The sequence below is a fragment of the Bifidobacterium sp. ESL1133 genome, assembly GCF_058107325.1.
On the sequence record NZ_JBYLUI010000003.1, the window covers coordinates 255,745 to 278,700 of the forward strand.

The following is a 22,956-nucleotide window of genomic DNA, read 5'->3' on the forward strand; positions in this document are numbered from 1 at the left end:
AGCCGTATGCCCCGCTCACAGCCATACACCCCTCATAAACGTCACGTGCGTCTCATATGCCATGTACACCTCCTCACAACCGCACGCTCCAATATCACAAAACCCGCAGAAAGTAAAGTCTTTTCTTTCCTCGCTACTACTGCTAGATTGGCCAAGCTTATACCAATCAAGCATTGACCACAGGAAAAGAGTCACCATGCCATCAACCAGCACCAACGCCACGCTTCGCAGACTGCACAAACCACTCATCCGCGCGGCCGCCGCAGTCATGGCCGTGGTATCACTCGCAAGCCTCGCCGCCTGCGGAGCCAAGGACAACACCCCGGACTGCTGCAAGAAGGACAGCTCCTCAGCCACTGCCGAAAAAGCCGGTAAAGACGGGTTCCCCGTCACCATCAAGCACCATTGGGGCGAGACCACCATCAAGTCCAAACCCAAGCGCATTGCGACCGTGGGCTGGGGCAGCGCCGACAACCTCATCGCACTGGGCGTGACCCCCGTGAGCATCCAGAAGAACACCTACGGCAAGACCGTTCACGACGGCTTCCTGCCGTGGACCTACTCCGCTCTTGAGAAAGCCGGCGTAAAGAGCGCCGACATGCCACAGCTGCACGACGAATCCGACAGCATCGACGTCGAAGCAATCGCCGCATCCAAGCCCGACCTCATCCTCGGCATGCAATCCGGAATGACCAAAAAGCAGTATGAGACGCTGAGCAAAATCGCCCCGACCATCGCCTGGCAGAAAGTCTCATGGGGCGACCCTTGGCGCAGCATGATCACCACCACCGCCCAAGCCATCGGCGAGCAGGAGCAAGGCAAAAAGCTCATCTCCAGCCTGGAATCCCAGCTCAAGGATGATGCTGCCAAGTACCCGCAACTGGCCGGCAAGACCGCCTCGGTCATGGCGTTCGACTCCTCCAAGCTCTCCAGCTTCAGCATCTACACCACCACCGACGTGCGCCCGCAGCTGCTCAACGACCTCGGCATGAAAACCCCCGAATCCATCACCAAAGCCTCGAAAGGCACCACACAGTTCTACAAGGACATCGCCTCGGAGAACGCCGACCAGTTCAACGACATCGACATCATCGTCACCTACGGCACGCCCGACCTGCTGGCAGCCATGCAAAAAGATCCGCTGCTGAGCAAGATTCCTGCCGTCAAGCGAGGATCGGTCGTAGTGATCGACAACAATTCCGAAATGGCGAACGCCCTCGACCCGAGCGCCCTTTCCATCCAGCAGACCGACGCGCAGTACGTCAAGCTGCTGGCCGATGCCGCAGACAAGGTGCAGTAACCATCACCACGCGCCGCAATCACCACACCATCCTCATATACGCGCTGCTGCTGGCCTGCCTGGCAGCGGCGGCCGTATGTTCTGTCATGTTCGGGTCGCGAACAGTGAGCCTCGACGACATCACCCGTGCACTGAGTACCGACGCGCATGACATTGCGGCTTCCGCAGTGCGCCTGCGCATCCCGCGAACCGTGCTCGGCGTGCTGGTCGGTGCCAGTCTTGCCGTGGCTGGCGCGCTCATGCAAGGAGTCTCGCGCAATTCCCTTGCAGACCCTTCACTGCTCGGCCTGAACACCGGTGCCGCGTTCGCCATCGTCTGTGCCATGGCCTTTTTTGGCCTGAACACACCATCCGGCTACGTGTGGGTGGCTCTGGTCGGTTCGGCGCTCACTGCAGCACTCGTCTGGGCGGTGGGGTCCATAGGCCGCTCGGGCCCCACGCCGCTCAAACTCACACTCGCCGGCGCGGTGATCAGTTCCTCGCTCAGCTCGCTCACCTCGGCGGTGCTGCTGCCGCGGGCTCAGACCATGTCAGACTACCGTTTCTGGCAAGTAGGCGGCATCTCCGGCGCCCGATTCAACTTGATGATGCCGATTGTGCCGCTACTGGTACTTGGGCTGATCATCGCACTATGCGTGGCGCAGTCACTCAATACGTTGGCACTCGGCGATGAACTGGCAGCAGGACTTGGGGTGACGCTCAACCGCACACGGCTCATGGCGTGGGCTGCTGCGGTGATGCTCTGCTCCGGAGCCACCGCCTTGGCCGGTCCCATTGGGTTCATCGGTCTGGTGGTGCCGCACGCGGCCAGGCTTGTGGTCGGGCCTGACTACCGCCGCGTCATTCCCATGTGTACCGTGCTCGGCCCGCTGCTCTTGCTCGCCGCAGATGTGCTGGGACGCATCGTCACCCGGCCGCAAGATGTGGAGGTGGGCATCGTCACCGCAGTGCTCGGCGCCCCTATCTTCCTCTATCTGGTGCGCAACCGGCGCATGGCGGAGGTGTAAATGAGCGCGCATACAACCCATGACACAGCGTTAAACGCAGAGGAGCTAGAGCGTCGCATCGCGCAGAGGCTGAGCCAGTCACGGCGACGAGCCGCCGCGCGCAGCACCATCGTGTTCATAGTCCTGGTGGCGCTTGTGGTGGCGCTGCTGTATATCGATCTTGCGTTCGGACATGATATCTACTCATTCGCCGATATCGCCGCCGTACTGACCGGTCAGGATGTTCCCGGCCTCAGTTTTGTCATCGGTGAGCTGCGGGCGCCCCGTGTGCTGCTTGCCGCCTTGTGCGGTATGGCGTTCGGCTTGGCCGGCGCCAGTTTTCAGCATATGCTGCGCAACCTTATGGCCAGCCCCGACATCATCGGCATCACTGCCGGAGCCAATACTGCGGCAGTATTCGGCATTATCATCCTCGGTATCTCCGGCACTCAGCTGTCTCTGCTGGCCGTAGGTGGAGGACTACTCACCGCTTTGCTGGTGCTATGGCTCTCATGGAACGGTGCGCCCAACGTCAACAAGCTCATCTTGATGGGCATTGGCTTGGCCGCAGCCCTCAATGCCGTCACCTCGTGGATTTTGATGCGCGCCAACCAGTGGGATATGCAGGAGGCACAGCGTTGGCTCACCGGCAGTCTAGCCGATGCCGATTGGCAATCCGTGCCCGCGTTGGCTTTGGTGGTGTTGGTGGCCGGTTTATTGCTGGTTGCGCTCAACCGTCAAGTGGACGTGTTGCGGTTCGGCAACGGCATGGCAGCGGGACTGGGTGTGCGAGTAAGCGCCACACAGGCAGCCGTGCTCCTGTTGTCGGTGACGCTGCTGGCCTGCGCGACCGCAGCCAGCGGCCCGATCTCGTTTGTCTCGTTCCTGGCAGGCCCCATTGCCTCACGCTTGGCCGGACCAAGCAGACCTGCCGTGGCACAATCAGGACTGGTGGGAGCCGCCTTGGTACTCGCGTCCGACGCAATAGCGCAGCATCTGCCATTCGCACAACTGCCGGTCGGCGTCGTCACCAGTCTCATCGGAGGCCCAGTACTGGTGATGTTCATGATCCACACGGCCCGCACCAAGGAGAACGCATGAGCAGCTATACCAGCCACGATGCCGACCACCAGCACCCGGCGCATACTCTTGAAGCGCACGGGGTCAGCCTGTCCTACGATCAGCGAACCGGCAGACGGGCCAACGAGGCTCACCATGTGGTGGACGAACTTTCGCTCACTGTCCCGGCGCACGAGGTAGGGGTCATCATCGGCCCCAACGGGTGCGGCAAATCCACCCTGCTCAAATCCATGGCCCGTCTGCTCAAACCCGTACACGGCGATGTGGTGCTCGACGGCAAGTCCATCAACTCGCTGCCCACGCGCGAGGTGGCCACCAAAGTGGGGTTATTGCCTCAGTCCCCCATCGCCCCGGCCGGTATCACCATCGCAGATTTAGTGACTCGCGGACGCTACCCCTACCACGGCATGAGCGGCGGATGGAACAGTGACGATGAAGCGGCCGTAGCCCACGCATTGCACGTTACCGGGCTTGCAGACCTGGCGGACCGGCCGGTGGACGAAGTCTCGGGAGGCCAACGGCAGCGAGCCTGGATTGCGCTAGCGCTGGCACAGGAGACGGATGTGCTGCTGCTGGATGAACCGACCACTTACTTGGACATCGCCTATCAGATTGAGGTGCTCGATCTGTTGAGCCATCTCAACGCGAGCGAGGGCGTCACCATTGTGATGGTGCTGCACGACTTGAATCTCGCCGCACGGTACGCCGACTGGATGCTGGCTATGAGTCACGGGCGGCAGGCAGCATTCGGCACGCCGCACGACGTGGTGACGCAAGATTTGGTTCGCGACGTGTTTGGCCTTGATGCCACAGTCACCTATGACCCACAGACCGGGCTGCCTGCCATGACTCCAGGAGCGGCGCATTCATTGGTGAGCCAGCGCCAGCAAGACCGCCAGCACCAGACCCACACCAGTACCGATTGCACTGAACGAGAACCATGACCATGAACCAAGCCGCAAAGCAAGCCACAAATCGCCCCATGAACCAATCCATGAATCGACCTATGAACCAGTCTATGAACCAAGAACCTGACTATCAGCCGTTCCTTGTCCACATCGCCAACAAGATTCGGCTTTCGCCGCACTTCACACGCATCGTGTTCACCGGGCCGGAACTCGACCATTTCGCCGACAATGGCTACGGCCAGCACATCAAAGTGATGCTGCCATTGAGGGGGATGCACGCTGACGGGATGCATACTAGCGGAGCGAGCGATAGCGGAACATACGCCGACGGAACGAGCGAGAGCGGAGCGCACGAGAATGAAACGCACGCAGGTGCAGGTGAAAGCCGGAGCCACAACGCGACTCCGGATTCTTCCCTTTGGGGCGACCCGTTGCTGTTCGACCACGATTCCATAGCCCGAGCCGGCTGGTGGGATCAGTGGCGCGCATTGCCCGAAGAACGGCGCAACGTGTTCCGCACTTACACCATCCGCCGGGTCGAACAACAGCGGCGAGAAGTCTGCGTTGATTTCGTCACCCACCACGGCGCAGGTCCAGCCGGCACGTTCGCAGCCACTGCGCAAGTCGGCGACGAAGCAGTACTCATAGGGCCGAACTCACGCGCTTGTCACTCTGCCGATGCCATCACCTTTCATCCAGGCGATGCCTCTGAAATAGTGCTTGCCGGCGACGAAACCGCCGTTCCTGCGATTTCCTCCATTCTCGAAAGCTTGGCCCACAGCGGGTGGAGCGGCCATGCAGAGACATTCTTGGAAGTGCCCGAGGCGGCTGATGCGCTCGAGCTCGAGGTGCCGAAAACCATGAGCTCCATGCACTGGCTCGCGCGCGGGCGGGCTCAACGCGGACAACGGTTGCTCGCTGCCATACCGGCGTATGCCAACGAACCGCAATACGCTTGGATAGCCGCCGAGGCGGATACCACACATGCTTTGCGCCGTCTGCTCACTAGCGAGATGCACATGCCCAAGCCAGCCGTCACATTCTATAGTTATTGGCGTCAAGGCAAGCCGGAACTCTGAGACTCGTGTCAGGTTCCGCAACAGCAATTAGGTTGTTCGCCATACCCCAGTAGCAAAAACTTCTCGACCTATGCCGCCAGACGTGGCACAATATTCGCATGACTTCATCTATTTCAAGTACGAACGAAACCATCGCAACGCTGCTGAACCGCCGTTCGATTCGCAAGTTCACCGCTGAACCGATTGACGACGAGACCGTGGCAACATTGGAGACCACTGCGCAACGTGCGCCTTCCAGCCAATATCTGAACGACTGGTCAGCTATCCGAGTCAAGGACCAAGCCATCAAGGATAAGATTGCCGAGATGGGCAATCAGCCTTACATTGCACAAGCTCCATTGCTTTACATATTTGTGGCCGACGAACACCGCAACGCCGCCATCGCCCAGCGCAAGGGCATCGATGTGCACTCCGACGAATTCACGCTGAATTCCACGTATCGACTCGTTCAGTCACACAATGATGCCGTGCTGGCACTGCATGCTATGGAAACCGCAGCCAATGCACTCGGCTTGGGTTGTGTGGTATTGGGTACGGTGCTGACCGATACCCCGCAGCTCATCGAGCTGCTTCACCTGCCAGAGTTCACATATCCTGTGCTTGGGTTGGCTATTGGAAAGCCGGATCAGCAGCCTGAGTTGAAGCCTCGCATGAATCGTTCTGCTCAGTTCTTTGATGATACGTATCCCGCGAACGACGAGGCGATGCTTGCGGATATGGACGAGTTCGACGAGACTGTGCACCAGTACTACGATCTGCGCAACACCGACCGCCCTGTGGACGCATTCAGCGACCAAGTCGCCACCAATGCCAAGGCGCGTGGCGTCTTTGATCTGGCGCTCACTAAGTATGCTGAGCAGCAAGGCTTCCGCCTCGACCGCTGATACGTTCACTAGCGTCTGCATATGCAAGGGGCAGTGCCGAATTATTGGGCACTGCCCCTTGTATATTTGTGCCAACTCACACGAACGTCTAACGCTCACCCAACGTTCGTCTAACGCTGTTTTCCGCCGTTTTCCACTGCACTTCTGGTGCCATTCAGTGCAGTGCGATGTTGCGCTCCATACGCTGTTGCAGTGCGATGCCGGTGGCTACGGAAACATTCAACGATTCCGCTTCAGGAATCATCGGTATGGAGACAGTGGCCGAATTCATACCAGATGCGTCAAACGACGGGCCACGTTTCTCGCTTCCCATCACGAAGGCAAGCCGGTCATCGATATCGGTCAGCGCGCGCAGGTCAGTTGTCCCATGAGCATCGAATGTCACTGGGCGAATATGCTCGTCGTTCAGGAACGCTCGCAATGCTCCGGTTTCTGCGAGCACCACTGGCAGGGAGAACACATACCCTCGTGAGGAGCGGATAAGACGAGCATCGGTAATACGCGTCAGATCGCTGTCTACCAACACAACGCCGGCCGCACCAAGCGCATACGAGGTGCGAATAATAGCACCGATATTGCCCACTATTTTCACCCCGTCGAGCACCACGATGTCGGACTTGGTTCCGGCGAGAGCATCAAGTGACAGCGCTCGGGGTGCCAATGCCACACCAAACAGCTTGGGTTTTTTACCGACTTTGAACAGCTCTTTCAGCACATCGTTGGTCACTGGCCTGACCGGTATGTGCCGGCGTTCGGCCTCCTGCACAACACTATCTTCCGGCGGGAAGTGTTCTGCAAAGTAGAGTTCCTGAACCTTCACACCAGCACTGAGCGCTTGTAATGTAGGCTCTTCATCTTCCAAGAGAATCGTTTTCGCGGTGGTTCTGGAATGTTTGGTGATATCCAGGATGCGCTGCACTGCAGGATCATTCTTGCGTTCTACCGGATCACCGAACCGCTCGTCAAGCCGACCTTGTTGTTGTTCGTTGTCTCGTTCACTCAGTTGTTCACTCATCGTTTCTACCACCATTCCTCAATCAGAACCCTACAAAATCTGCCGTCTTGTACGGTGCAATTGTACACATGAATACCTATCTATCCGCTATTCCCAAGAGTTGTTCCGAAGCCGTAGCAATCTGCCTGTGTGCACCGCTAGCCCACTGTCCTTTGGCAGAGTCTTCAAAAATGTCAGCATACGCGTTCCAGTCTCTGCGTGCTTGGTGAAGGTGCAGATTGATGCGACCATCAGTCTGTACCCGTTGCCATTGTGCCAGCCCCCGGTGGGCACTCGCCACAACCTGTTGGATGACGGCCCGTTCAGCGTCACGCAATTTTCTTGCGAGCGCTTCACGTGCTTCCCGCAGCGCTTTCTCTGTATGCTGGATTGCGGCTTGACGTGCATCATCAGCTTGTTGCTTCGCTAATGCCAATGAACTCATTGCATGCTCCTTCTCGGTTGCGAGACTGCTTCCTGCACTGCAGATTCGACTGCTCGGTGACATTGTTCAACGCGCTCACGAGCCTGTTCGACCAGTTCTATGCCCGTTTTCACCTCTTGCCTGCCACTGACGATATACGTATCAATAGTTCTCCTGAGCTCATTGAGCGCGGTTTCCCCTCGTTCGTCTCCCGTACGCCTGATGAATTGCACTGCGTCTACTTCGAGGTCATTCATGCACCTTATGTAGGCTTGCTGCTCGCTGATGAGCGCTTCTTCCTGTTCGTCAAGCGCACGCATGCATCCCAGCTGTCCGTCTTGCTCTTCTTCCGCCATCATGCTGATGCGTTTGCGATGCAAGCGACGCTCTTCGCTTGCGTTCTCATCAATGCCAGCCTTGCCGCAGTGCCGTGCGGCAGTATGATGAGGGAGGCTGCTCGGGCTTGCGCTATATCTTCCGGTCGGACGCTTTTGGTTCTCTACACATGTTGAAGATTGCGATAGCCACAATGAGGGTGTTCCGTGATATTTCATTGCAATGCCTCCAGTTGACGCGCCAACGCTTGATCGGTGGATACTTGTGTTTCGATAGCCCGCTCTATGTTCGACGCAGTCTCCTCGAATTGTCGGCAATGCTGCGCGAAGGCATCAAGCACATGAACGTAATGGTCTTTGTGTTGGTTGGATATGGTCTCGGGAGTGGCTCCACCAGCCGCCAGTGCATCGAGCACCTCACTGCCGTTGAGGTGCTTACCGATTGCCGTGGCAGAACGGCAAGTGTTACGCCACTGTTCGTCGGCCTGACGTTCTGCCTGATGTATCACCATCTCGAATTCCGCAGCCTCGTGCACGCTCAGATTATTCATGCCCGATACCAAGATACGTGCTTCCTGTTCGTCAAGCCATATCGACTGCGCCCCAGTCAAAGCGCCGCCACCGGCTTTGGCTAACGCACTACGCTGCGCATCCAATGCTCTGCGCGCAGTGGTCACCTCGTTGCGCACCACGTCTATGTCGGGCTCAGCCAATACCAATCTGCCATTGCTGTCAAATTTATACCCTCCCCAATTGTGTTGTTTGGAAACATGATCGCCTACACCATCACCACCGGCATCAATCGATTGCACCAGTTTCAGGTTTCCGATGTATTTGCCGCCAAAACCAACAAGACCGACAATATCTTTCGGATCTACATAATTATGAACGTTGCCGTTACGGTTCAGCTTCTCGACTTGCCGTTTTTGCAACGGTGTAAGTGTCCTGTAAATGTTGGGACCTTGATATAAATGGCCTCCTGACACCCTTTTGATCTCTTCGTCATTCAAACTAGCGAGCGCATATTGTCCGTCCATTGAGCCAAGAGAATGTCCGTAAACATCCACAGTGGCATTGGGATACTTAGCCATTGTTTTTTTCAGCAAAGCTGCGGAAGAGCGAAACTGTGCGGGAGGTATGTATGGCGCCTTCACCATTCCCGGCACAACAGTAGACGATAGGATCTCGAGGCCAACAGGAATGTTGGTGGACGTCCAATCCTTCCACTGCCGACTACCCTGATACAGCACAGTCACATGATTAACCTGCTCAGCTGGCGCACCAGGCGATTGGTCTGTTACCACATACGACTGCAACCCGTTAGGCAAGTCCACCACTTCAGACACATGCCCCACCGTAGTCTTATCGTCAAGCTCTACTGGATCACCTACTTTATGAGCCTCATACTCTTTTTCGGCAATCTTTCTGTGCTGCTCATCAGTGTATTGCTTACTGGTACTCATGATGGCCTCCACTATGCGTCATACCGGCATTCCCCTTATCCGACGGACGTGATTCCTCTGGCTTATGGAATCCTGACGAACCATTGTCCCTAATCATCTTGTCCAACAGTCCAGAACCACCGCTAGCGCCCCCAGATAATGGCACTCGAGTCCCGTGTTCCTCTACATCACGACTCAAGCTGATCTGGATATACAATCGCTCATCGTCATTAACGATGAGCTTCACCAGAATTTTACCTACTTGATTAAGCTCCGTACTGTCGTCGTCAACGGCATAAGACTGTATAACGCCCTCGGGAGTGTATGCTTTCGTGTCCCAAATACGTATACTCTTATCATATATCCGTTTTGCGTCTTCACTGTGCGCAATGGCGCTCATCTCGTCTTTCGGTATAGGCTTCGGCGAGAAAAGCTTCATCAAACCGAAAGCACTCCCCTCCCATGCAACAACAATGCCCAGCAGCACCAACAGTATGATAAGCAGCGTGTGAGGCTTACGCCTTACTGGCTTTGCAACAATAGCAGGACCATACGGCCCTTGGATCCACTGCCAACCATTCTCGTCAGGATGCGCACCGGCAGCACCGTCGCCTCGCACACCTTTTCGCTTGCGCCATAAACCCATCTTGCACCACCCTTCCAACTGCCGACTTTATTCGCATAATTGTATTATCGGTAACCATAGCAGACTTGATTGGTAAGCACACCTAACAACGCGCCGAACAATCTACAAACAATTAGGCAATACCACACAATTCATCTCGACACATTCCCGCGTGCTTCTATGCTCAACCTACTCCCACAACGCCCACACCAATAGACACCGGTGCACAGTAAATACCATAAACAACAACCGGACGCGCCAAGACAGCAGCACTCATACCAAAACGACGCTCACTACGCGCCTATATTGCAAGTCATGGTCCCTAATAAATAGCCACTTTGGGCAACAGAAGGACCACACAACCAAAACCACAAGGCAGCCACACGACAAGAACCGTTCTGCTCATATACACTCTACACTCGCGAAGCGTTCACACGCCCCGCAGTCTCATGACTACCGCCGGCGCGGCTTAAACCCACGCTTACGCGAGTGCTGCTTGCGCCCAGCTCCTGATCCAGCCCGCATCGACGCGAACACCGCAGTATCTTTGGGATCGCGGTGAGTCAAATGCCAGTTCCCGCAAAATTCACACTGATACACCCACAGCTCAGTCCCGCGCTCGATGAAGCTCTGATCTGCGGCACGCAGAGCCGTGGCACGGTCGTGATACATAATCTTATTCGACTCGGTGCAGCGCTTCGGGGTGAAATAGTGCATGTTCACATCCTAGCCGCATGCCACCCACCACGCGCAAGTGAGGAACCCTATCCACGGTCTGCACGAAACATTCGCAGTCCCCACCACACCACGCGCAACGCAGAGAGCCCTGCTGCCCCACGCGCAAACCAGCCACGCACTGGGACAGTTTCTGACGGCGGCAGGCCCCAGAAGCGTGCAACGCAAACCGTCAGCACATGGGGCTCGCCACCTTCTTTTTACCGCTTAGGGCAAATCATGCCCGGCAGAAACATACAGGTCATACCATTCCTGAGCGCTCAAATCTACCTCTGAGCCCGCCATCATCTCACGCAACCGCCCGGGATTCATCGACCCCAACAACACCTGCATATTCGCCGGGTGGCGCAAAATCCAAGCCACAGCAATCGCATTCTTCGTCACCCCATGCGCCTGCGCCACACGTTCCATTTCCTCATTAAGCTCCGGATATTGCGGATTATCAACAAACACACCACCGAAATAACCAGTCTGGAAAGGGCTCCAAGCCTGAATCGTCATACGCTTCAGCCGCGAATAACTGATTAACCCACCATCATGATCTAGGCTCGGTTCATCCGCCATGTTCACGTGAATCTCCTGATCCACCATGCCGGTATGTCCCAAGCTGAACTGCAACTGGTTGACCTCAAGCTCCTGCCCAACCGCACTTTGCAGCATTTCCACCTGCATAGGATTGACGTTGCTCACGCCAAAATGACGCACCTTACCACTGTTCTGCAACTCGTTGAACGCCTGCGCCAGCTCATCAAGATCCACCAACGTGTCCGGCCGGTGCAACAGCACAAAGTCCACATAGTCGGTCTGTAGATTCTCCAACTCACTGTCCAGAGCCTCCAGCAGGTGCTTTTTTGAGAAATCATAACGTGTGATGGTGTTCGTGTCCGGGTTGTTGTAAATGCCAAACTTGGTCTGCACATACACCGATTCACGGTCAACGCCCGTATCTTTGAACGCCTGACCGAAACGCCTGCTGCTCTCCCCTGCGGTGTAGCAGTCAGCGGTGTCGAAGAAGTTTACGCCACCGTCCAGCGCCGTCTGCACGACTTCTTGAGCCTCGGCAGCAGTTTTCTCGTGGATGCGCATCACTCCCAGCGCCACACGTGAAACCGTAAGACCCGATGTGCCTAATTCTTGCTGTCGCATTCATTCCTCCTCGAAACTTGACAAACCGCCAACGCCGCAACCAGCCTTGTTGCGCTGTGCCGCGCCGACACTTGCAGTTCCATCTTCTCACGCATGGTCGAGAACAGACTTACACAGCGACATGATTCAAAGCAAAGCCAACGCCACTGTTGAACTTAAAAGAGTAAACCTTCACGCACCCGACAGAGGCCGCTTACCCTTGCTGCATTCCTGCCCTGGGGGGATTGGGCGACATAACGCCACGTGAAGGCTTGACCAGTGTACCGCCATGCTCAGACCGCACGCCACAAACCACGCAGCGTACATTCCGTGAGTACTTTTCACGCAGCTCAACGCAATAGCATTTTGAAGAATGGCGGAATTCCAACACTTTCAAAATCAGTCTCCGACGATGACCTCGGAAGAGTACTCACGGAACGAAAACAGCATGAAAAAGGGGCATGAAGCCCACTGGCTATATAGAAAACTCCCACAGCACTACTCATTTCGGTAGTAACTGCGGGAGTTTTACGTTTGAGGTCTTAGTTTTAAGGCTTCTTCATCGCTTCAGCTTAAAGCTCAGGCGTTCCAAACGTCCTTGCCGTTAGCCTTGGCATCGGCCACATCAGCATCGAGGCTGGCCTCATCGGCCTCAACCTCGCCTGCGATGAACTTCTCAACCAGCTGGCGAGCCTCATTGTCCTCGTGCTGCACAGCCGGGGACTTCATGAAGTAGGAGCTGGGGGCAAGCACCGGGCCGGCCAGACCGCGGTCGAGCGCAATCTTGGCGGCGCGCACGGCGTCGATGACGATACCGGCGGAGTTCGGTGAATCCCACACCTCGAGCTTGTACTCCAAGTTGAGCGGAACGTCACCGAAAGTGGTGCCTTCCAAGCGCACGAACGCGAACTTGCGGTCGTCGAGCCACGCCACATAGTCCGAAGGACCGATGTGCACGTTGCGGTCTTCCATGTCGTGAGGCACGATGGAGGTGACGGCGCGAGTCTTGGAAATCTTCTTGGACTCCAGGCGGGAACGCTGCAGCATGTTCATGAAGTCCATGTTGCCGCCCACGTTGAGCTGGTAGGTGCGGTCGATGCGCACGCCGCGATCCTCGAACAGGCGCGCCATGACGCGGTGGGTGATGGTGGCGCCCACCTGGCTCTTGATGTCGTCGCCCACAATCGGCACGCCGGCGTCGCGGAACTTCTGCGCCCACTCGGGGTCGGAAGCGATGAAGACGGGCAGGCAGTTCACGAAGGCGCAGTGCGCGTCCATCGCGGCCTGAGCGTAAGCCTTGTCGGCCTCTTCGGAACCGACGGGCAGGTAGCTGACCAGCACGTCGGCCTTGGTGTCGCGCAGCACCTGAGCCACGTCCACCGGAGCCTCGCTCGACTCCTCTACCATCTGGCGGTAGTACTCGCCCAAGCCGTCATAGGTGGGGCCACGCTGCACGGTGACACCCAGGTTCGGCACCTCTGCGAACTTGATGGTGTTGTTCTGTGAGGCATCAATGGCCTCGGAGAGGTCCTTGCCAACCTTGAGCGCATCCACGTCGAAAGCAGCCACGAACTCGATGTCGCGCACACGGTATCCGCCGAAGTTGTTGTGCATCAAGCCAGGAATCTTGTCCTCGTCCTTGGTGTCCTTGTAATACTCCACGCCCTGAATCAGCGAAGAAGCACAGTTACCTATGCCTGCAACAGCCACGCGAATGCTCATAATGACTCCTCTAAAGTTTCTACATGTTGTTCCAACACAACAGTTTAGCTCAAAATGCCGAAAACCGAATATCCTAGCGCAACACGGACCGCAATCAGCATGCCGCCCGCAACAAACCAGCGACGAGAGAGACGGAAAATACTACGCACGCAGCAGCCAATTGAAGACGCTCCTCGCTCTGCTTGCAAGGCACCATGCACCATACGCCGTAAGTCACGAGCCATACGCCACAAGCCGCATGAACCCGCCTACTTGGTATCCAGCCCGGCCTTGTACCACAGCACAGCTATGTTTACCCGCTCCCTGACACCGAGTTTGCTCAGCACACGGCTCACTGTCTTTTTGACAAAGTCAGGTTGAATTCCTAGCTGTTCCGCGATTTCAGCATTGGCAAGCCCCTCGCTGACCAGAGACGCTACTTCGAACTCGCGCCGGCCCAGCGTTGCAAATCGCTGCTGCAGCTCCTGCTCCACGTTATTTGCTGTTTCATGAGCAATGCCTCATTTAATCACTTCACTGGTAATACGAGGAGTCAGTATGGCATCCCCGGCATATACCGATCGGATTGCCCGGCACAGATCCGCTGTCTTCACATCTTTAAGCAGAAAACCAGACGCGCCTGCGCTCAAACCACCGAAAGCATAGTCGTCTTGATCGTACGTAGTCAAAATAAGCACTCGAATCGACGGGTAACGGTCTTTGATGACGCTGGTAGCGTCCAAACCATCCATCACCGGCATGCGCACATCCATGAGCACCACATCCGGAAGAGGCTGCCGCTGACGACTGCACGTATCCAGCAGCTCGAGGGCTTCCTGACCGTTCCCCGCCTGCCCTACCACCTGCAGCATTGGGTCCTTGGCGACCATGAGAGCAAACCCCATTCTGGCAGGGCGCTGGTCGTCAACAATCATTACACGAATCATGGCTTAGGTCACGCTCCTTGCTGCTCGCTGTCTGATACCGTAGGCGGAATAGTAACGTGTACCATCCAGCCGTTGGTGCCCACACCCGCTTCGAAGGTACCGCCGCGTTCCTGTACAAGGCCTTGGAGACGACTCAGTCCAGTTCCGGTACTGTCCGCCTTTGTAGCCTTCTGACCGTTATCTCTGATAGTTATGGCAACAGCGCCCTCAGCGTCATGATCCCACGATATTACGATGCGATCTACTGATTGCCCGTGCCGAATAGCATTGGTGACAGCTTCTCTCGTAATAGTGAAGCTCAAATCGGCTTGCACGCTATCTTGCGGCCTGCGCCCCGTCTCGGTGAACGCGACAATCATGCCTATCTGCCTGGCATGGCTGAGAATCTGGTGAATGTCATCCCATTGATGTTGCCGCCCCTCCTGCGAGCGCTGCGATGCATCCGCAGTACTGGCAGACTGAAGCGCTTTCACGGCTATTCTGGTATCAGCCAGTCCCTGCCTTGCCAAATCGTTGATCATCGTTATGGCATCATCGATTTCAGGGTTCCCGGTACTGTTGTCAAGTCCTTCAGAAAGCGCAATGATGGCAGTAAGATCGTGGCCGACGCTGTCGTGAAGTTCTGCAGCGATTTTCGATTGGTTGACGGCCTGATCACGTTCCTCCGTGAGATGCAGGCTGCGTTCCCGCTCGTTGATCAGCGCTTGCTCCGATAGATATCGCTCTCGCTGGGTCCTAGAAATAATGCCAAAGAACACGCATAAGGCAAAGCACAGAACCGTTGGATAGAGCAGCCCAGTAGAACCATCATGGTGCCATACAGCAGCCACAGCAACGCTAGCCACTCCAAACATGCCAGCCAACAGGAGACTGATAGTGAGCGTCAGCGGCTTTCGGGTTTCTACCGTGCAGGCGTATATGTCCACAATCCACAGCAACAGTAAATACGTATATGCTGAGCCATATAGCACAGCTGTAATAAGCATAAGCACCGATATGGCTAGAACACTCACTGTTGGCCGCTGCCGCCTCAACACCAGAAGCGCTACTGCCAGAACAATGATGATGACGAACAGCGGCAAGCCCCACACTGTGGTATCGCGCATACGCTGCAAGGTCTGATTGGCGACATTGGGGGAGAGCAGCAATCGCGTAACGAGCACGGTCTCATACAAGGCGCAAAAGAAGACCATCACATACGCCATGGTCGGACGGTTCCAAATCTCAATCCAACGACGTAGTTTTTCACCCCACTTCATACGTTCCCCCTTGCCCTCACAGTATCAGCAGTGCAGCTAGATGGCTTTTTTAGCTAGTTTACGGAAGATGACGGCGCTGACTATCACCCAAATGGCTGCTACTATGGTCGCGGTCATCAGGGAAGAAATTGAAGCGATGTCGTTCAGATTTCTTGCGGCTGAAGCGCTAGTGATCAGCGCCAACGGGTAGGGCACCGCCAAAGACGGTGACGCAATCGAAAGCACGCAGCCAACCAGCGTGAGTACGAACATGATGGACATGGTACCGGCGAAGGACTCCGTTTTCGCTGCAACCGCTTGAGTGAGCCAAGTCCACAATCATCTGCCGCACTTCCACGACGGCCTCGGCATCAAGGCCATTAGTCGGCTCGTCGAGCAACAGGAGCTCAGGCCGCGAAATCAACGCCATAGCAATCCCCAGGCGCTGCTTCATGCCCAGCGAATACGCGCCGGCTTTCTTGCCCTCATGCCCGCGCAGTCCTACTTTGGTCAGCACGGCAGGCACCGCTGAGCTTGGCAACCCCAGATAATCGGCCACCATCCGGCAGTTGTCCAATCCAGACAACCCCGGGTAGAAGCTGGGACCTTCGATCATGGAGCCTACTCGTCCAGGCTGGAGACGGCTCTTGGAACCCACTTGCTGCCCCAGCATCCACATCCTGCCGGAACTGGAGGCAGTCAGGCCGAGCAACAGTTTCATGGTCGCGGATTTGCCTGCACCGTTTGGTCCGAGCAAACCATAGACGCCGCCTAGCGGTACTTGAAGATTCAAGCCGTCCACCGCATTGAACTTGTCGTACGATTTCACTAGATTCTCAGTCATCACAGCCAGCTGTGGACGAGCCTCTTGGTATTCACTCATGTTTTCACCTTTCCGTGCAACTTGCCTAATGTCTATACAAGCCTCGTTCCTGCAGCCGTGCAATCAGCACAACGAATATGTCCACTTGAGTAGACACACCTATATATGGTTCATAGTCGCGCAGCGGTCGCATGCGAACGAATGACAGCAGCGTCACACTACCCTTACGCCACTAAGGGATTTGAGGCTGCATCCATGGCTTTTCTCAGGGGCAGCGGTTACGGTAGTGGCTATGTCTTCTAGGGAACGAAGGGCTTCAGCTCACACCGCAAACTCCCGCGCACGCAGCGCGGGACGCACCACCGCCTCGCACGCCGGGGCAGGTGGAGGCACTGCAGCCATGCCCGTTCCCGCTCCGCCGATTCCCAGCAGGAACGGCTCTCAAGGCAGCGGGCGGGGCAAGTATGAGAGCGTCGATTCGCAGCGCAGCACACGCAAGAAGTCGTCACGCGGTTCAGGCAATGGTGGCCGGGGACCCGGGCGCGGGCGGAACAACAAAAACAACGGCAAGCCGCGCAAAAAGCATCATATTTTCCTGTGGCTGCTGGGCATTCTGGCAACGCTTCTGGCACTGGGTGTCGCCGCGTTCGCCTATCTGTATGTCTCCACCGAAGTGCCGCCGCCAGAAAAGATGGCCATGGCGGCGAAAACAACCGTCTATTATGCCGACGGCACCACCGAGATGGGCACGTTCGCCGAGCAGAACCGCGACATCATCGACTGCTCTGCCCTGCCCAAATACGTGGGCAATGCCATCGTGGCCTCAGAGAACCGCACGTTCTACCAGGACAAGGGCATCGACCTCAAGGGCATCGCCCGAGCATTGGTCAACAACCTCTCCGGCGGGGCCAGACAAGGCGCATCCACCATCACCCAGCAATACGCCGAACGGTATTACTTGGGACAGACCGACACCTATCTCGGCAAGATTCACGAGGCCATTCTCGCGTTGAAAATCGCGCAGACGCAAGACAAAGACCAGGTGCTCTGCAACTACATGAACACCATCTATCTGGGGCGCGGCGCATACGGCATCCAGGCGGCGGCCAAAGCCTATTACAACAAGGACGCCAAAGACCTCACACTGCCCGAGGCCGCCATGCTGGCCGGCATCATCCCCGCACCGACCGCATGGGACCCGGCGGTCAGTCCCGACATGGCGCAGAAACGCTACGTGCGCGTTATCAACAGCATGAAGGACGAAGGGTTCATCTCCGCTGCAGACAAAAAAGCCGCACAGACACCACCGCAGACCGTGCCGCAACAGACCCAGCCCAACTGGTACGAGGGGCCGCAAGGGTACCTGCTGCAAATGGTGCGCGACGAGCTCATCAACAGCAAGACCTTCACCAAGAACGATCTTGACACCGGCGGGTACAAAATCGTCACCACCATCGACAAAGCGAAGCAAGACACCATGTTCGACGTGGCCAGCCCCAGCAAGGGAGGCAAAGGCATCGTACCGGACGGCATGCAGATAGGCGGCATGAGCGTCGACCCCAAGAACGGTGCCATCCAATCGGTCTACGCCGGCGACGACTACCTCACCAAACAGCTCAACAACGCCACCCAAGCCAAGTACGAACCGGGTTCCACCATGAAGCCGTTCGCGCTCATGGCAGCCGTGCAGGCGGGCGTGAGCCTCAACACCGTGTTCAACGGCAACTCGCCGCGCACCTACCCCAACATCGCAGCCCCGGTCAAGAACTTCGGCAACGAGCAGTTCGGATATACCAACCTGTACAACGCCACAGCCCACTCGGTCAACACCATCTACATGGATTTGCAGGACCACTTGGGTGCCAAGACCGTGGCCAAGACCGCACAGGAGGCCGGCATCAGCCCCAAGCTGGTCAACGGGGACAACCCGTTCACCGTGCTGGGCAACGACGCAGTGCATATCAGCGACATCGCCCAGGCGTACGCCACCATCGCCAATCAGGGCAACCGGCCCACGGTGCACATCGTGGCCAGCGTGAAGGATGCCGAGAACAAGGACATGTACAAGTCGCCGGTGGACGCACAGCCCGTGTTCAAGTCCAACGATGCGGCATTGGTCACCAAGGCGATGACCGGCACCGTTCAGTACGGTACCGCCACTGAAGCCAAGCGGATCGGCAAAACCGTGGCAGGCAAGTCCGGTACCGCCAACGACGGCACCGCAGGCAGCTTTGCCGGCTTCACACCCAATACGGTGACCGTGTTCGGCATCTGGTACCCGGACGAGAACGGCGCACCGCGCGAAATCCCGAACTTCGGGCGCTACACCGGCGGCAGCGACTATCCGGTTCACCTCTTCACTGAGTACATGCGCCGAGCATTGGCCGATACGCCGAACGAACCGTTCCCCGTAGCCAAAGACACCGGCAAAGTGGGCGGCCCGGATGGGTCGTGGGGCACCGGTGCCGGGCGCGGCAGCTCCGCCGGTAGCGGCGACGTCGATACCACACCGCGCCGCTCGTACGGCACCAAGCCCAATGAGGGAAGCCAGGATGGCACCAACGGCACCCCGGGCGCGACCAACGGACAGGCTCCGGCAACCGTCCCACAGCAGAACGCCACACCCCAGCCGACCACGCCGAACGGGCAAAGTGGGCAGGGCGGCGGAACACCACCGGACTCCGGTCAGCCAGCACCAACACAGTAACGTTGGGCAACGCATAAAGGTCTCGAACTTGACACGTACAAGTTCGAGACCTTTATTATTTGCTTCAACTGCTACTGCGGCTGTTGTTCTTGCCTCGCCCTACCGAGCGCACACAGCCAGCCCAAGCCGACGGATTGTGACGCGAACACGCCGTACGGTGCCCATAACAACACCACACGGCATGCACGCCAGCCGAACAGCTCCGCACTACCTCAGCGAACGGTTGATGGCCGAGATAATGGCTTTGAGCGAGCTGGTGGCAATGGACGAGTCGATACCCACGCCCCAGATAACACGCTCGTCTGCTTCCCCGCCTATACGACACTCCACATAGGAGGCCGCCAACGCGTCGGTTCCGGCCGTCATGGCATGCTCGGCGTAATCCTGCACAGACACCTCGAACCCAATGGAATTCAGAGCGTTCAGGAATGCATCAAGCGGTCCATTGCCTCGACCGGAAACCTTGCGCTCCACCGGTTTGCCGTCCCCCTCAAGCTGTGCGAACGCCGGATCGGCGTCCAGCAGCGTGGCATCAAGCTTGGTGTCGGAACCGTTCTCGCCGGAGGCGATGGACACGTTGAGCAGTTTGAGACGTCCCCACTGCTCAAGGGTCTCATCCCCGCGATCTCCCACGGCTTCCCCGGCAGCCACGGTACCCTGCTCTTCAACAGGCAGATACTCGTCCTTGAACAGGCGCCAAATCTCGTCGTCCTTCACCTCGCGGTCGGACGTGTCGGCGTAGTTTTGCACCACTTTCTCGAACTCCACCTGCAAGCGCTTGGGCAGGTCGAGGTGATGGTTGGCTTTGAGCAGATACGCCATGCCGCCCTTGCCGGACTGCGAGTTGACGCGAATGATGGCCTCGTAGCTGCGGCCTATGTCTTTGGGATCGATAGGCAGGTAAGGTACCAGCCACAGGAAGCTTTCCAGGTTGGAATCGGCCATATCCGCGGCCATGCTGCGCGCTTCCAAACCCTTCTTGATGGCGTCCTGGTGCGAGCCGGAAAATGCGGTGAAGACGAAATCACCCACATAGGGGTGCCGCTCGTCCACTTTTACCTGGTTGCAGTATTCGACCGTCCTGCGGATCTCAGGCACATTTGAATAGTCGATCTGTGGGTCAATGCCTTGGGTGAGCAAGTTCAAACCCAAGGTGAGCAGGTCGACGTTACCGGTGCGCTCACCGTTGCCCAGCAGGCAGCCTTCGATGCGGTCGGCACCGGCCAGCAGACCCAGTTCGGCAGCGGCCACACTCATGCCCTCATCGTTGTGAGGATGCAGCGAAAGCACAATGGAATCGCGGTCTTGGAGATTGTTCGACATGTACTCCACCTGGTCGGCGAACACGTTGGGCGTAGTCATCTCCACCGTAGCAGGCAGATTGATGACCATGCGGTGTTCAGGAGTAGGACGAATCACGTCGATGACGGCGTTGCACACCTCGAGCGCATACTCCGGCTCGGTACCGGTGAACGATTCGGGGGAATACTCGTAATACAGCTCGGTTTGTCCGGCATCTCCCTCCAATTCGCGGCACAGCACCGCTGCGTTGACCGCCAGTTCCTTGATGCCGGAACGATCCTTGCGGAACACCACCTCACGTTGGAGCACGGAGACGGAATTGTAGAAGTGCACGATGGCGCGCTTGGCTCCGCGCAGGCATTCGTAGGTCTTGCGTATCAAGTGTTCTCGAGCTTGCGTGAGCACCACGATGGTGACGTCGTCGGGGATGAGTTCACGCTCGATGAGCAGACGCACAAAATTGTAATCCGTGTCGGAAGCGGAGGGGAACCCCACTTCGATCTCTTTGAAACCCATGGAGATAAGCAGGTTCCAGAAGCGAAGCTTGCGCTCATTGTCCATCGGGTTGACCAGCGCCTGATTGCCGTCGCGCAGATCGACCGAACACCAACGCGGGGCGCGCTCCAGACGCTTGGAAGGCCAGGTACGCTGCGGATAGTCAAATGGCACCTGCAGGTTGTAGGCGGCATACTTGGAATACGGCATGGCGCTGGGCTTTTGCGGTTCACCGATGAAACGTGAAGGAGCAAGCAGCAGGTCGTTGTTCCCTCCATTTGATGCCGCAGCCTGCGCTGCGAGGTCGAATACCGACGATTGACTACCGGTCTCAGCGCTGGTGCCATGCAGCTCGTTTGACTGACCTTGACCCATTGTTCCTCCTTCTTGGTGTTGCGGCGCGGCAGCGAAACCGCGCGGATGCGTAAGCAATAAAGCGCCCGGCTCTCCGGACGCTCAGTTGCAGATGGTGCTGCCACGCTAACACGGGCAGTGCCGCCATGCGACGGCTGTTCCAGAGTATGGGCATCGAAATGTCACTTTTGCCATGCCGGCTGCCAGCTTCCCGCTGCCCGCTGCCTGCATAAGGGCCGGTGTAAGGAGAGATAGAGGTATGTCGAGCTCTCGCTACCGGAAGAGCGAAACACCGCGCCGCGCCACGCAGAAGGCGTTGCCCAGCCACGTATGGCGCGAGTTGGGCCACACCGACCCTAAGCGCGGTGCTCTTTGACTGAGCCAGATGCTCGGATATCGACCGTCGGAACTGCGCGAGCCGAGCAGATTGAAACCGTTCTTCTGCAGCAACCAGTCAGGATGCTGGGTGGCGATGGCAAGTCCTTCCTCGAGGGTGAGCGGTATGCGCTCGTCCGAATCGATGAGTTTGCGCGCCACATCCGGCTCACGGTTTACGTAATTCGTCCCGGTATGAGGATCCACAACCAAGTAGAACGGACCTTCGGGCGGCTCGAAACCGGGCTGGGGCAGAAAACTGGCAACATCGCGCGGCGGCATGGTGGTGAATCCTGCCAGGCGGTTAATGCTCGTTCGCGCTATAAGCGACTCCGGGGACACCAGCTCGTGGGTAGGAACCAACAGAATGTTCCTGCCTAAATCACTGGTTTTGAGCGCTCCCAACAGCGGTTGAGCCAGAGCCCGGAACGCTTCGGAACTCATGTCCGCCACATCCGGGTATCCCAGCGCCACTATGCGATCGAGCTGCCTGCACGCTTCCTCATATGCCTTCGACATGCCTCCAGTATCACACATGCCTCACCCGTTGGCGCGCGATAGCGCTGACAGACAAGACGGAAGGCCTACTGTGGCAGCAATGATGCAGACAGCACAGAGGGGAAATCAGTCAAGCCGGTCGGCAAAATGCTTGCGGGCGATGAGCTCGGCCAGCTCCACGGCATTCAGCGCGGCACCCTTACGCAGGTTGTCGTTCGTGATAAAGAACGACAGACCTTTGTGCCCGATCACCGCCTGGTCTTGCCGAATGCGTCCCACAAAGCTCGGGTCGCGGCCGGCAGCCAGCTGGGGAGTAGGAATATCGTTGAGCTCTACTCCAGGAGCACCGTTGAGCGTTTGGCGAGCCTCGTCGGGCGTAACATCATGTTCGAACTCGGCGTTGACGCTCATGCCATGCGAGGTGAAAATACCCACTCGCACACAGGTGCATGAAGCCGCCAAATCCGGCAGGTGCAGAATCTTGCGGCTTTCGTTGCGCAGCTTCTGTTCCTCATCGGTCTCCTCCGACCCGTCCGAGGCCAGGTCGCCGATGAACGGCACCACGTTGAACGCAATGGTGCGCGCCACCTTGGTGGGCT

The 22,956-nt window shown here is 57.4% G+C and carries 20 protein-coding genes, 1 other RNA gene and 1 pseudogene; 8 read left to right on the top strand and 14 right to left on the bottom strand.

Translation table 11 applies throughout. The annotated features are described in order from the left end of the window. Window positions 1-196 precede the first annotated feature (196 nt). The 6 genes from AC3B5A_RS04615 to AC3B5A_RS04640 all read left to right on the top strand — a co-directional run bounded on the left by AC3B5A_RS04615 (window position 197) and on the right by AC3B5A_RS04640 (window position 6,237). A complete protein-coding gene (locus AC3B5A_RS04615) occupies window positions 197-1,300 on the top strand; it encodes an iron-siderophore ABC transporter substrate-binding protein (protein WP_489799223.1) in 1,104 nt (367 codons plus the stop codon). 86 nt (window positions 1,301-1,386) lie between these two features. After that, entirely contained in the window at window positions 1,387-2,307 is a 921-nt protein-coding gene (locus AC3B5A_RS04620; protein ID WP_489799225.1) for a FecCD family ABC transporter permease, read from the top strand. Continuing rightward, window positions 2,308-3,387 (top strand): FecCD family ABC transporter permease, encoded by a 1,080-nt coding sequence (locus tag AC3B5A_RS04625; RefSeq protein ID WP_489799227.1) that lies wholly within the window; start codon window positions 2,308-2,310, stop codon window positions 3,385-3,387. Continuing rightward, a complete protein-coding gene (locus AC3B5A_RS04630; RefSeq protein WP_489799229.1) occupies window positions 3,384-4,310 on the top strand; it encodes an ABC transporter ATP-binding protein in 927 nt (308 codons plus the stop codon). The genes AC3B5A_RS04625 and AC3B5A_RS04630 overlap by 4 nt, the downstream gene beginning before the upstream one ends. A 74-nt stretch (window positions 4,311-4,384) precedes the next feature. Next, window positions 4,385-5,353 carry a siderophore-interacting protein gene (locus AC3B5A_RS04635; RefSeq protein WP_489799231.1) on the top strand — a complete coding sequence of 323 codons (969 nt, stop codon included), beginning with the start codon at window positions 4,385-4,387 and terminating at the stop codon, window positions 5,351-5,353. A 98-nt stretch (window positions 5,354-5,451) separates the two neighbouring features. Next, window positions 5,452-6,237 carry a nitroreductase family protein gene (locus tag AC3B5A_RS04640; protein WP_489799233.1) on the top strand — a complete coding sequence of 262 codons (786 nt, stop codon included), beginning with the start codon at window positions 5,452-5,454 and terminating at the stop codon, window positions 6,235-6,237. 154 nt (window positions 6,238-6,391) lie between these two features. On the opposite strand, the gene AC3B5A_RS04645 is transcribed toward AC3B5A_RS04640, so the two are convergent. Together AC3B5A_RS04645 and AC3B5A_RS04650 are read right to left on the bottom strand one after the other, a co-directional pair. Continuing rightward, window positions 6,392-7,252 carry a TrmH family RNA methyltransferase gene (locus AC3B5A_RS04645; RefSeq protein WP_489799234.1) on the bottom strand — a complete coding sequence of 287 codons (861 nt, stop codon included), beginning with the start codon at window positions 7,250-7,252 and terminating at the stop codon, window positions 6,392-6,394. Between the two features lie 76 nt (window positions 7,253-7,328). Beyond that, a complete protein-coding gene (locus AC3B5A_RS04650) occupies window positions 7,329-7,676 on the bottom strand; it encodes a hypothetical protein (protein ID WP_489799236.1) in 348 nt (115 codons plus the stop codon). Between AC3B5A_RS04650 and AC3B5A_RS04655 the strand changes: the two genes are divergently transcribed. After that, on the top strand, window positions 7,667-8,167 hold the full coding sequence (locus tag AC3B5A_RS04655) for a hypothetical protein (RefSeq protein WP_489799238.1): 501 nt from the start codon (window positions 7,667-7,669) through the stop codon (window positions 8,165-8,167). The genes AC3B5A_RS04650 and AC3B5A_RS04655 overlap by 10 nt on opposite strands. Window positions 8,168-8,205: 38 nt before the next feature. Here AC3B5A_RS04655 and AC3B5A_RS04660 read toward each other — a convergent pair whose 3' ends face one another. The 9 genes and pseudogenes from AC3B5A_RS04660 to AC3B5A_RS04700 form a co-directional block, all read right to left on the bottom strand. Beyond that, on the bottom strand, window positions 8,206-9,453 hold the full coding sequence (locus AC3B5A_RS04660) for a hypothetical protein (RefSeq protein WP_489799240.1): 1,248 nt from the start codon (window positions 9,451-9,453) through the stop codon (window positions 8,206-8,208). Next, the gene (locus AC3B5A_RS04665; protein WP_489799242.1) at window positions 9,440-10,078 is read right to left on the bottom strand and encodes a DUF1310 family protein; all 639 of its coding nucleotides are present in this window, start codon (window positions 10,076-10,078) and stop codon (window positions 9,440-9,442) included. The genes AC3B5A_RS04660 and AC3B5A_RS04665 overlap by 14 nt, the downstream gene beginning before the upstream one ends. A gap of 432 nt (window positions 10,079-10,510) precedes the next feature. Next, window positions 10,511-10,774 (bottom strand): hypothetical protein, encoded by a 264-nt coding sequence (locus AC3B5A_RS04670; protein ID WP_489799244.1) that lies wholly within the window; start codon window positions 10,772-10,774, stop codon window positions 10,511-10,513. A 225-nt stretch (window positions 10,775-10,999) separates the two neighbouring features. Then, the gene (locus AC3B5A_RS04675) at window positions 11,000-11,938 is read right to left on the bottom strand and encodes an aldo/keto reductase (protein ID WP_489799246.1); all 939 of its coding nucleotides are present in this window, start codon (window positions 11,936-11,938) and stop codon (window positions 11,000-11,002) included. Window positions 11,939-12,097: 159 nt separating this feature from the next. Next, an RNA gene (gene ffs, locus AC3B5A_RS04680) (signal recognition particle sRNA small type) lies at window positions 12,098-12,194 on the bottom strand. Window positions 12,195-12,496: 302 nt separating this feature from the next. After that, window positions 12,497-13,639 (bottom strand): inositol-3-phosphate synthase, encoded by a 1,143-nt coding sequence (locus AC3B5A_RS04685; RefSeq protein WP_489799248.1) that lies wholly within the window; start codon window positions 13,637-13,639, stop codon window positions 12,497-12,499. A gap of 248 nt (window positions 13,640-13,887) precedes the next feature. After that, window positions 13,888-14,565 (bottom strand): annotated as a pseudogene (locus tag AC3B5A_RS04690) (response regulator transcription factor). Window positions 14,566-14,573: 8 nt separating this feature from the next. Further along, a complete protein-coding gene (locus AC3B5A_RS04695) occupies window positions 14,574-15,824 on the bottom strand; it encodes a sensor histidine kinase (protein WP_489799250.1) in 1,251 nt (416 codons plus the stop codon). Between the two features lie 166 nt (window positions 15,825-15,990). After that, the gene (locus AC3B5A_RS04700; protein ID WP_489799252.1) at window positions 15,991-16,686 is read right to left on the bottom strand and encodes an ABC transporter ATP-binding protein; all 696 of its coding nucleotides are present in this window, start codon (window positions 16,684-16,686) and stop codon (window positions 15,991-15,993) included. Between the two features lie 232 nt (window positions 16,687-16,918). Between AC3B5A_RS04700 and AC3B5A_RS04705 the strand changes: the two genes are divergently transcribed. Next, entirely contained in the window at window positions 16,919-19,333 is a 2,415-nt protein-coding gene (locus tag AC3B5A_RS04705) for a transglycosylase domain-containing protein (RefSeq protein WP_489799254.1), read from the top strand. 207 nt (window positions 19,334-19,540) lie between these two features. On the opposite strand, the gene leuA is transcribed toward AC3B5A_RS04705, so the two are convergent. From leuA to AC3B5A_RS04720, 3 genes are all read right to left on the bottom strand, one after another. Beyond that, window positions 19,541-21,505, bottom strand: coding sequence for a 2-isopropylmalate synthase (gene leuA / locus AC3B5A_RS04710; protein ID WP_489799256.1), 1,965 nt, complete (start codon window positions 21,503-21,505; stop codon window positions 19,541-19,543). A gap of 252 nt (window positions 21,506-21,757) precedes the next feature. Then, window positions 21,758-22,378 carry a DUF5701 family protein gene (locus AC3B5A_RS04715; RefSeq protein ID WP_489799258.1) on the bottom strand — a complete coding sequence of 207 codons (621 nt, stop codon included), beginning with the start codon at window positions 22,376-22,378 and terminating at the stop codon, window positions 21,758-21,760. A gap of 105 nt (window positions 22,379-22,483) precedes the next feature. Next, window positions 22,484-22,956 (bottom strand): Asd/ArgC dimerization domain-containing protein (locus tag AC3B5A_RS04720; RefSeq protein WP_489799260.1); only part of this gene is annotated, 473 nt, incomplete at its 5' end.

What these genes read in the sequence shown, in the direction of transcription:
- AC3B5A_RS04615 (WP_489799223.1), top strand. Translation starts at nt 197, where the DNA reads ATGCCATCAACCAGCACCAACGCCACGCTTCGCAGACTGCACAAACCA.
- AC3B5A_RS04620 (WP_489799225.1), top strand. Translation starts at nt 1,387, where the DNA reads ATGTTCGGGTCGCGAACAGTGAGCCTCGACGACATCACCCGTGCACTG.
- AC3B5A_RS04700 (WP_489799252.1), bottom strand. Translation starts at nt 16,686, where the DNA reads ATGAGTGAATACCAAGAGGCTCGTCCACAGCTGGCTGTGATGACTGAG.
- AC3B5A_RS04705 (WP_489799254.1), top strand. Translation starts at nt 16,919, where the DNA reads ATGTCTTCTAGGGAACGAAGGGCTTCAGCTCACACCGCAAACTCCCGC.
- AC3B5A_RS04635 (WP_489799231.1), top strand. Translation starts at nt 4,385, where the DNA reads ATGAACCAAGAACCTGACTATCAGCCGTTCCTTGTCCACATCGCCAAC.
- AC3B5A_RS04660 (WP_489799240.1), bottom strand. Translation starts at nt 9,453, where the DNA reads ATGAGTACCAGTAAGCAATACACTGATGAGCAGCACAGAAAGATTGCC.
- AC3B5A_RS04645 (WP_489799234.1), bottom strand. Translation starts at nt 7,252, where the DNA reads ATGAGTGAACAACTGAGTGAACGAGACAACGAACAACAACAAGGTCGG.
- AC3B5A_RS04650 (WP_489799236.1), bottom strand. Translation starts at nt 7,676, where the DNA reads ATGAGTTCATTGGCATTAGCGAAGCAACAAGCTGATGATGCACGTCAA.
- AC3B5A_RS04640 (WP_489799233.1), top strand. Translation starts at nt 5,452, where the DNA reads ATGACTTCATCTATTTCAAGTACGAACGAAACCATCGCAACGCTGCTG.
- AC3B5A_RS04630 (WP_489799229.1), top strand. Translation starts at nt 3,384, where the DNA reads ATGAGCAGCTATACCAGCCACGATGCCGACCACCAGCACCCGGCGCAT.
- AC3B5A_RS04655 (WP_489799238.1), top strand. Translation starts at nt 7,667, where the DNA reads ATGAACTCATTGCATGCTCCTTCTCGGTTGCGAGACTGCTTCCTGCAC.
- AC3B5A_RS04685 (WP_489799248.1), bottom strand. Translation starts at nt 13,639, where the DNA reads ATGAGCATTCGCGTGGCTGTTGCAGGCATAGGTAACTGTGCTTCTTCG.
- AC3B5A_RS04695 (WP_489799250.1), bottom strand. Translation starts at nt 15,824, where the DNA reads ATGAAGTGGGGTGAAAAACTACGTCGTTGGATTGAGATTTGGAACCGT.
- AC3B5A_RS04670 (WP_489799244.1), bottom strand. Translation starts at nt 10,774, where the DNA reads ATGCACTATTTCACCCCGAAGCGCTGCACCGAGTCGAATAAGATTATG.
- leuA (WP_489799256.1), bottom strand. Translation starts at nt 21,505, where the DNA reads ATGGGTCAAGGTCAGTCAAACGAGCTGCATGGCACCAGCGCTGAGACC.
- AC3B5A_RS04675 (WP_489799246.1), bottom strand. Translation starts at nt 11,938, where the DNA reads ATGCGACAGCAAGAATTAGGCACATCGGGTCTTACGGTTTCACGTGTG.
- AC3B5A_RS04715 (WP_489799258.1), bottom strand. Translation starts at nt 22,378, where the DNA reads ATGTCGAAGGCATATGAGGAAGCGTGCAGGCAGCTCGATCGCATAGTG.
- AC3B5A_RS04665 (WP_489799242.1), bottom strand. Translation starts at nt 10,078, where the DNA reads ATGGGTTTATGGCGCAAGCGAAAAGGTGTGCGAGGCGACGGTGCTGCC.
- AC3B5A_RS04625 (WP_489799227.1), top strand. Translation starts at nt 2,308, where the DNA reads ATGAGCGCGCATACAACCCATGACACAGCGTTAAACGCAGAGGAGCTA.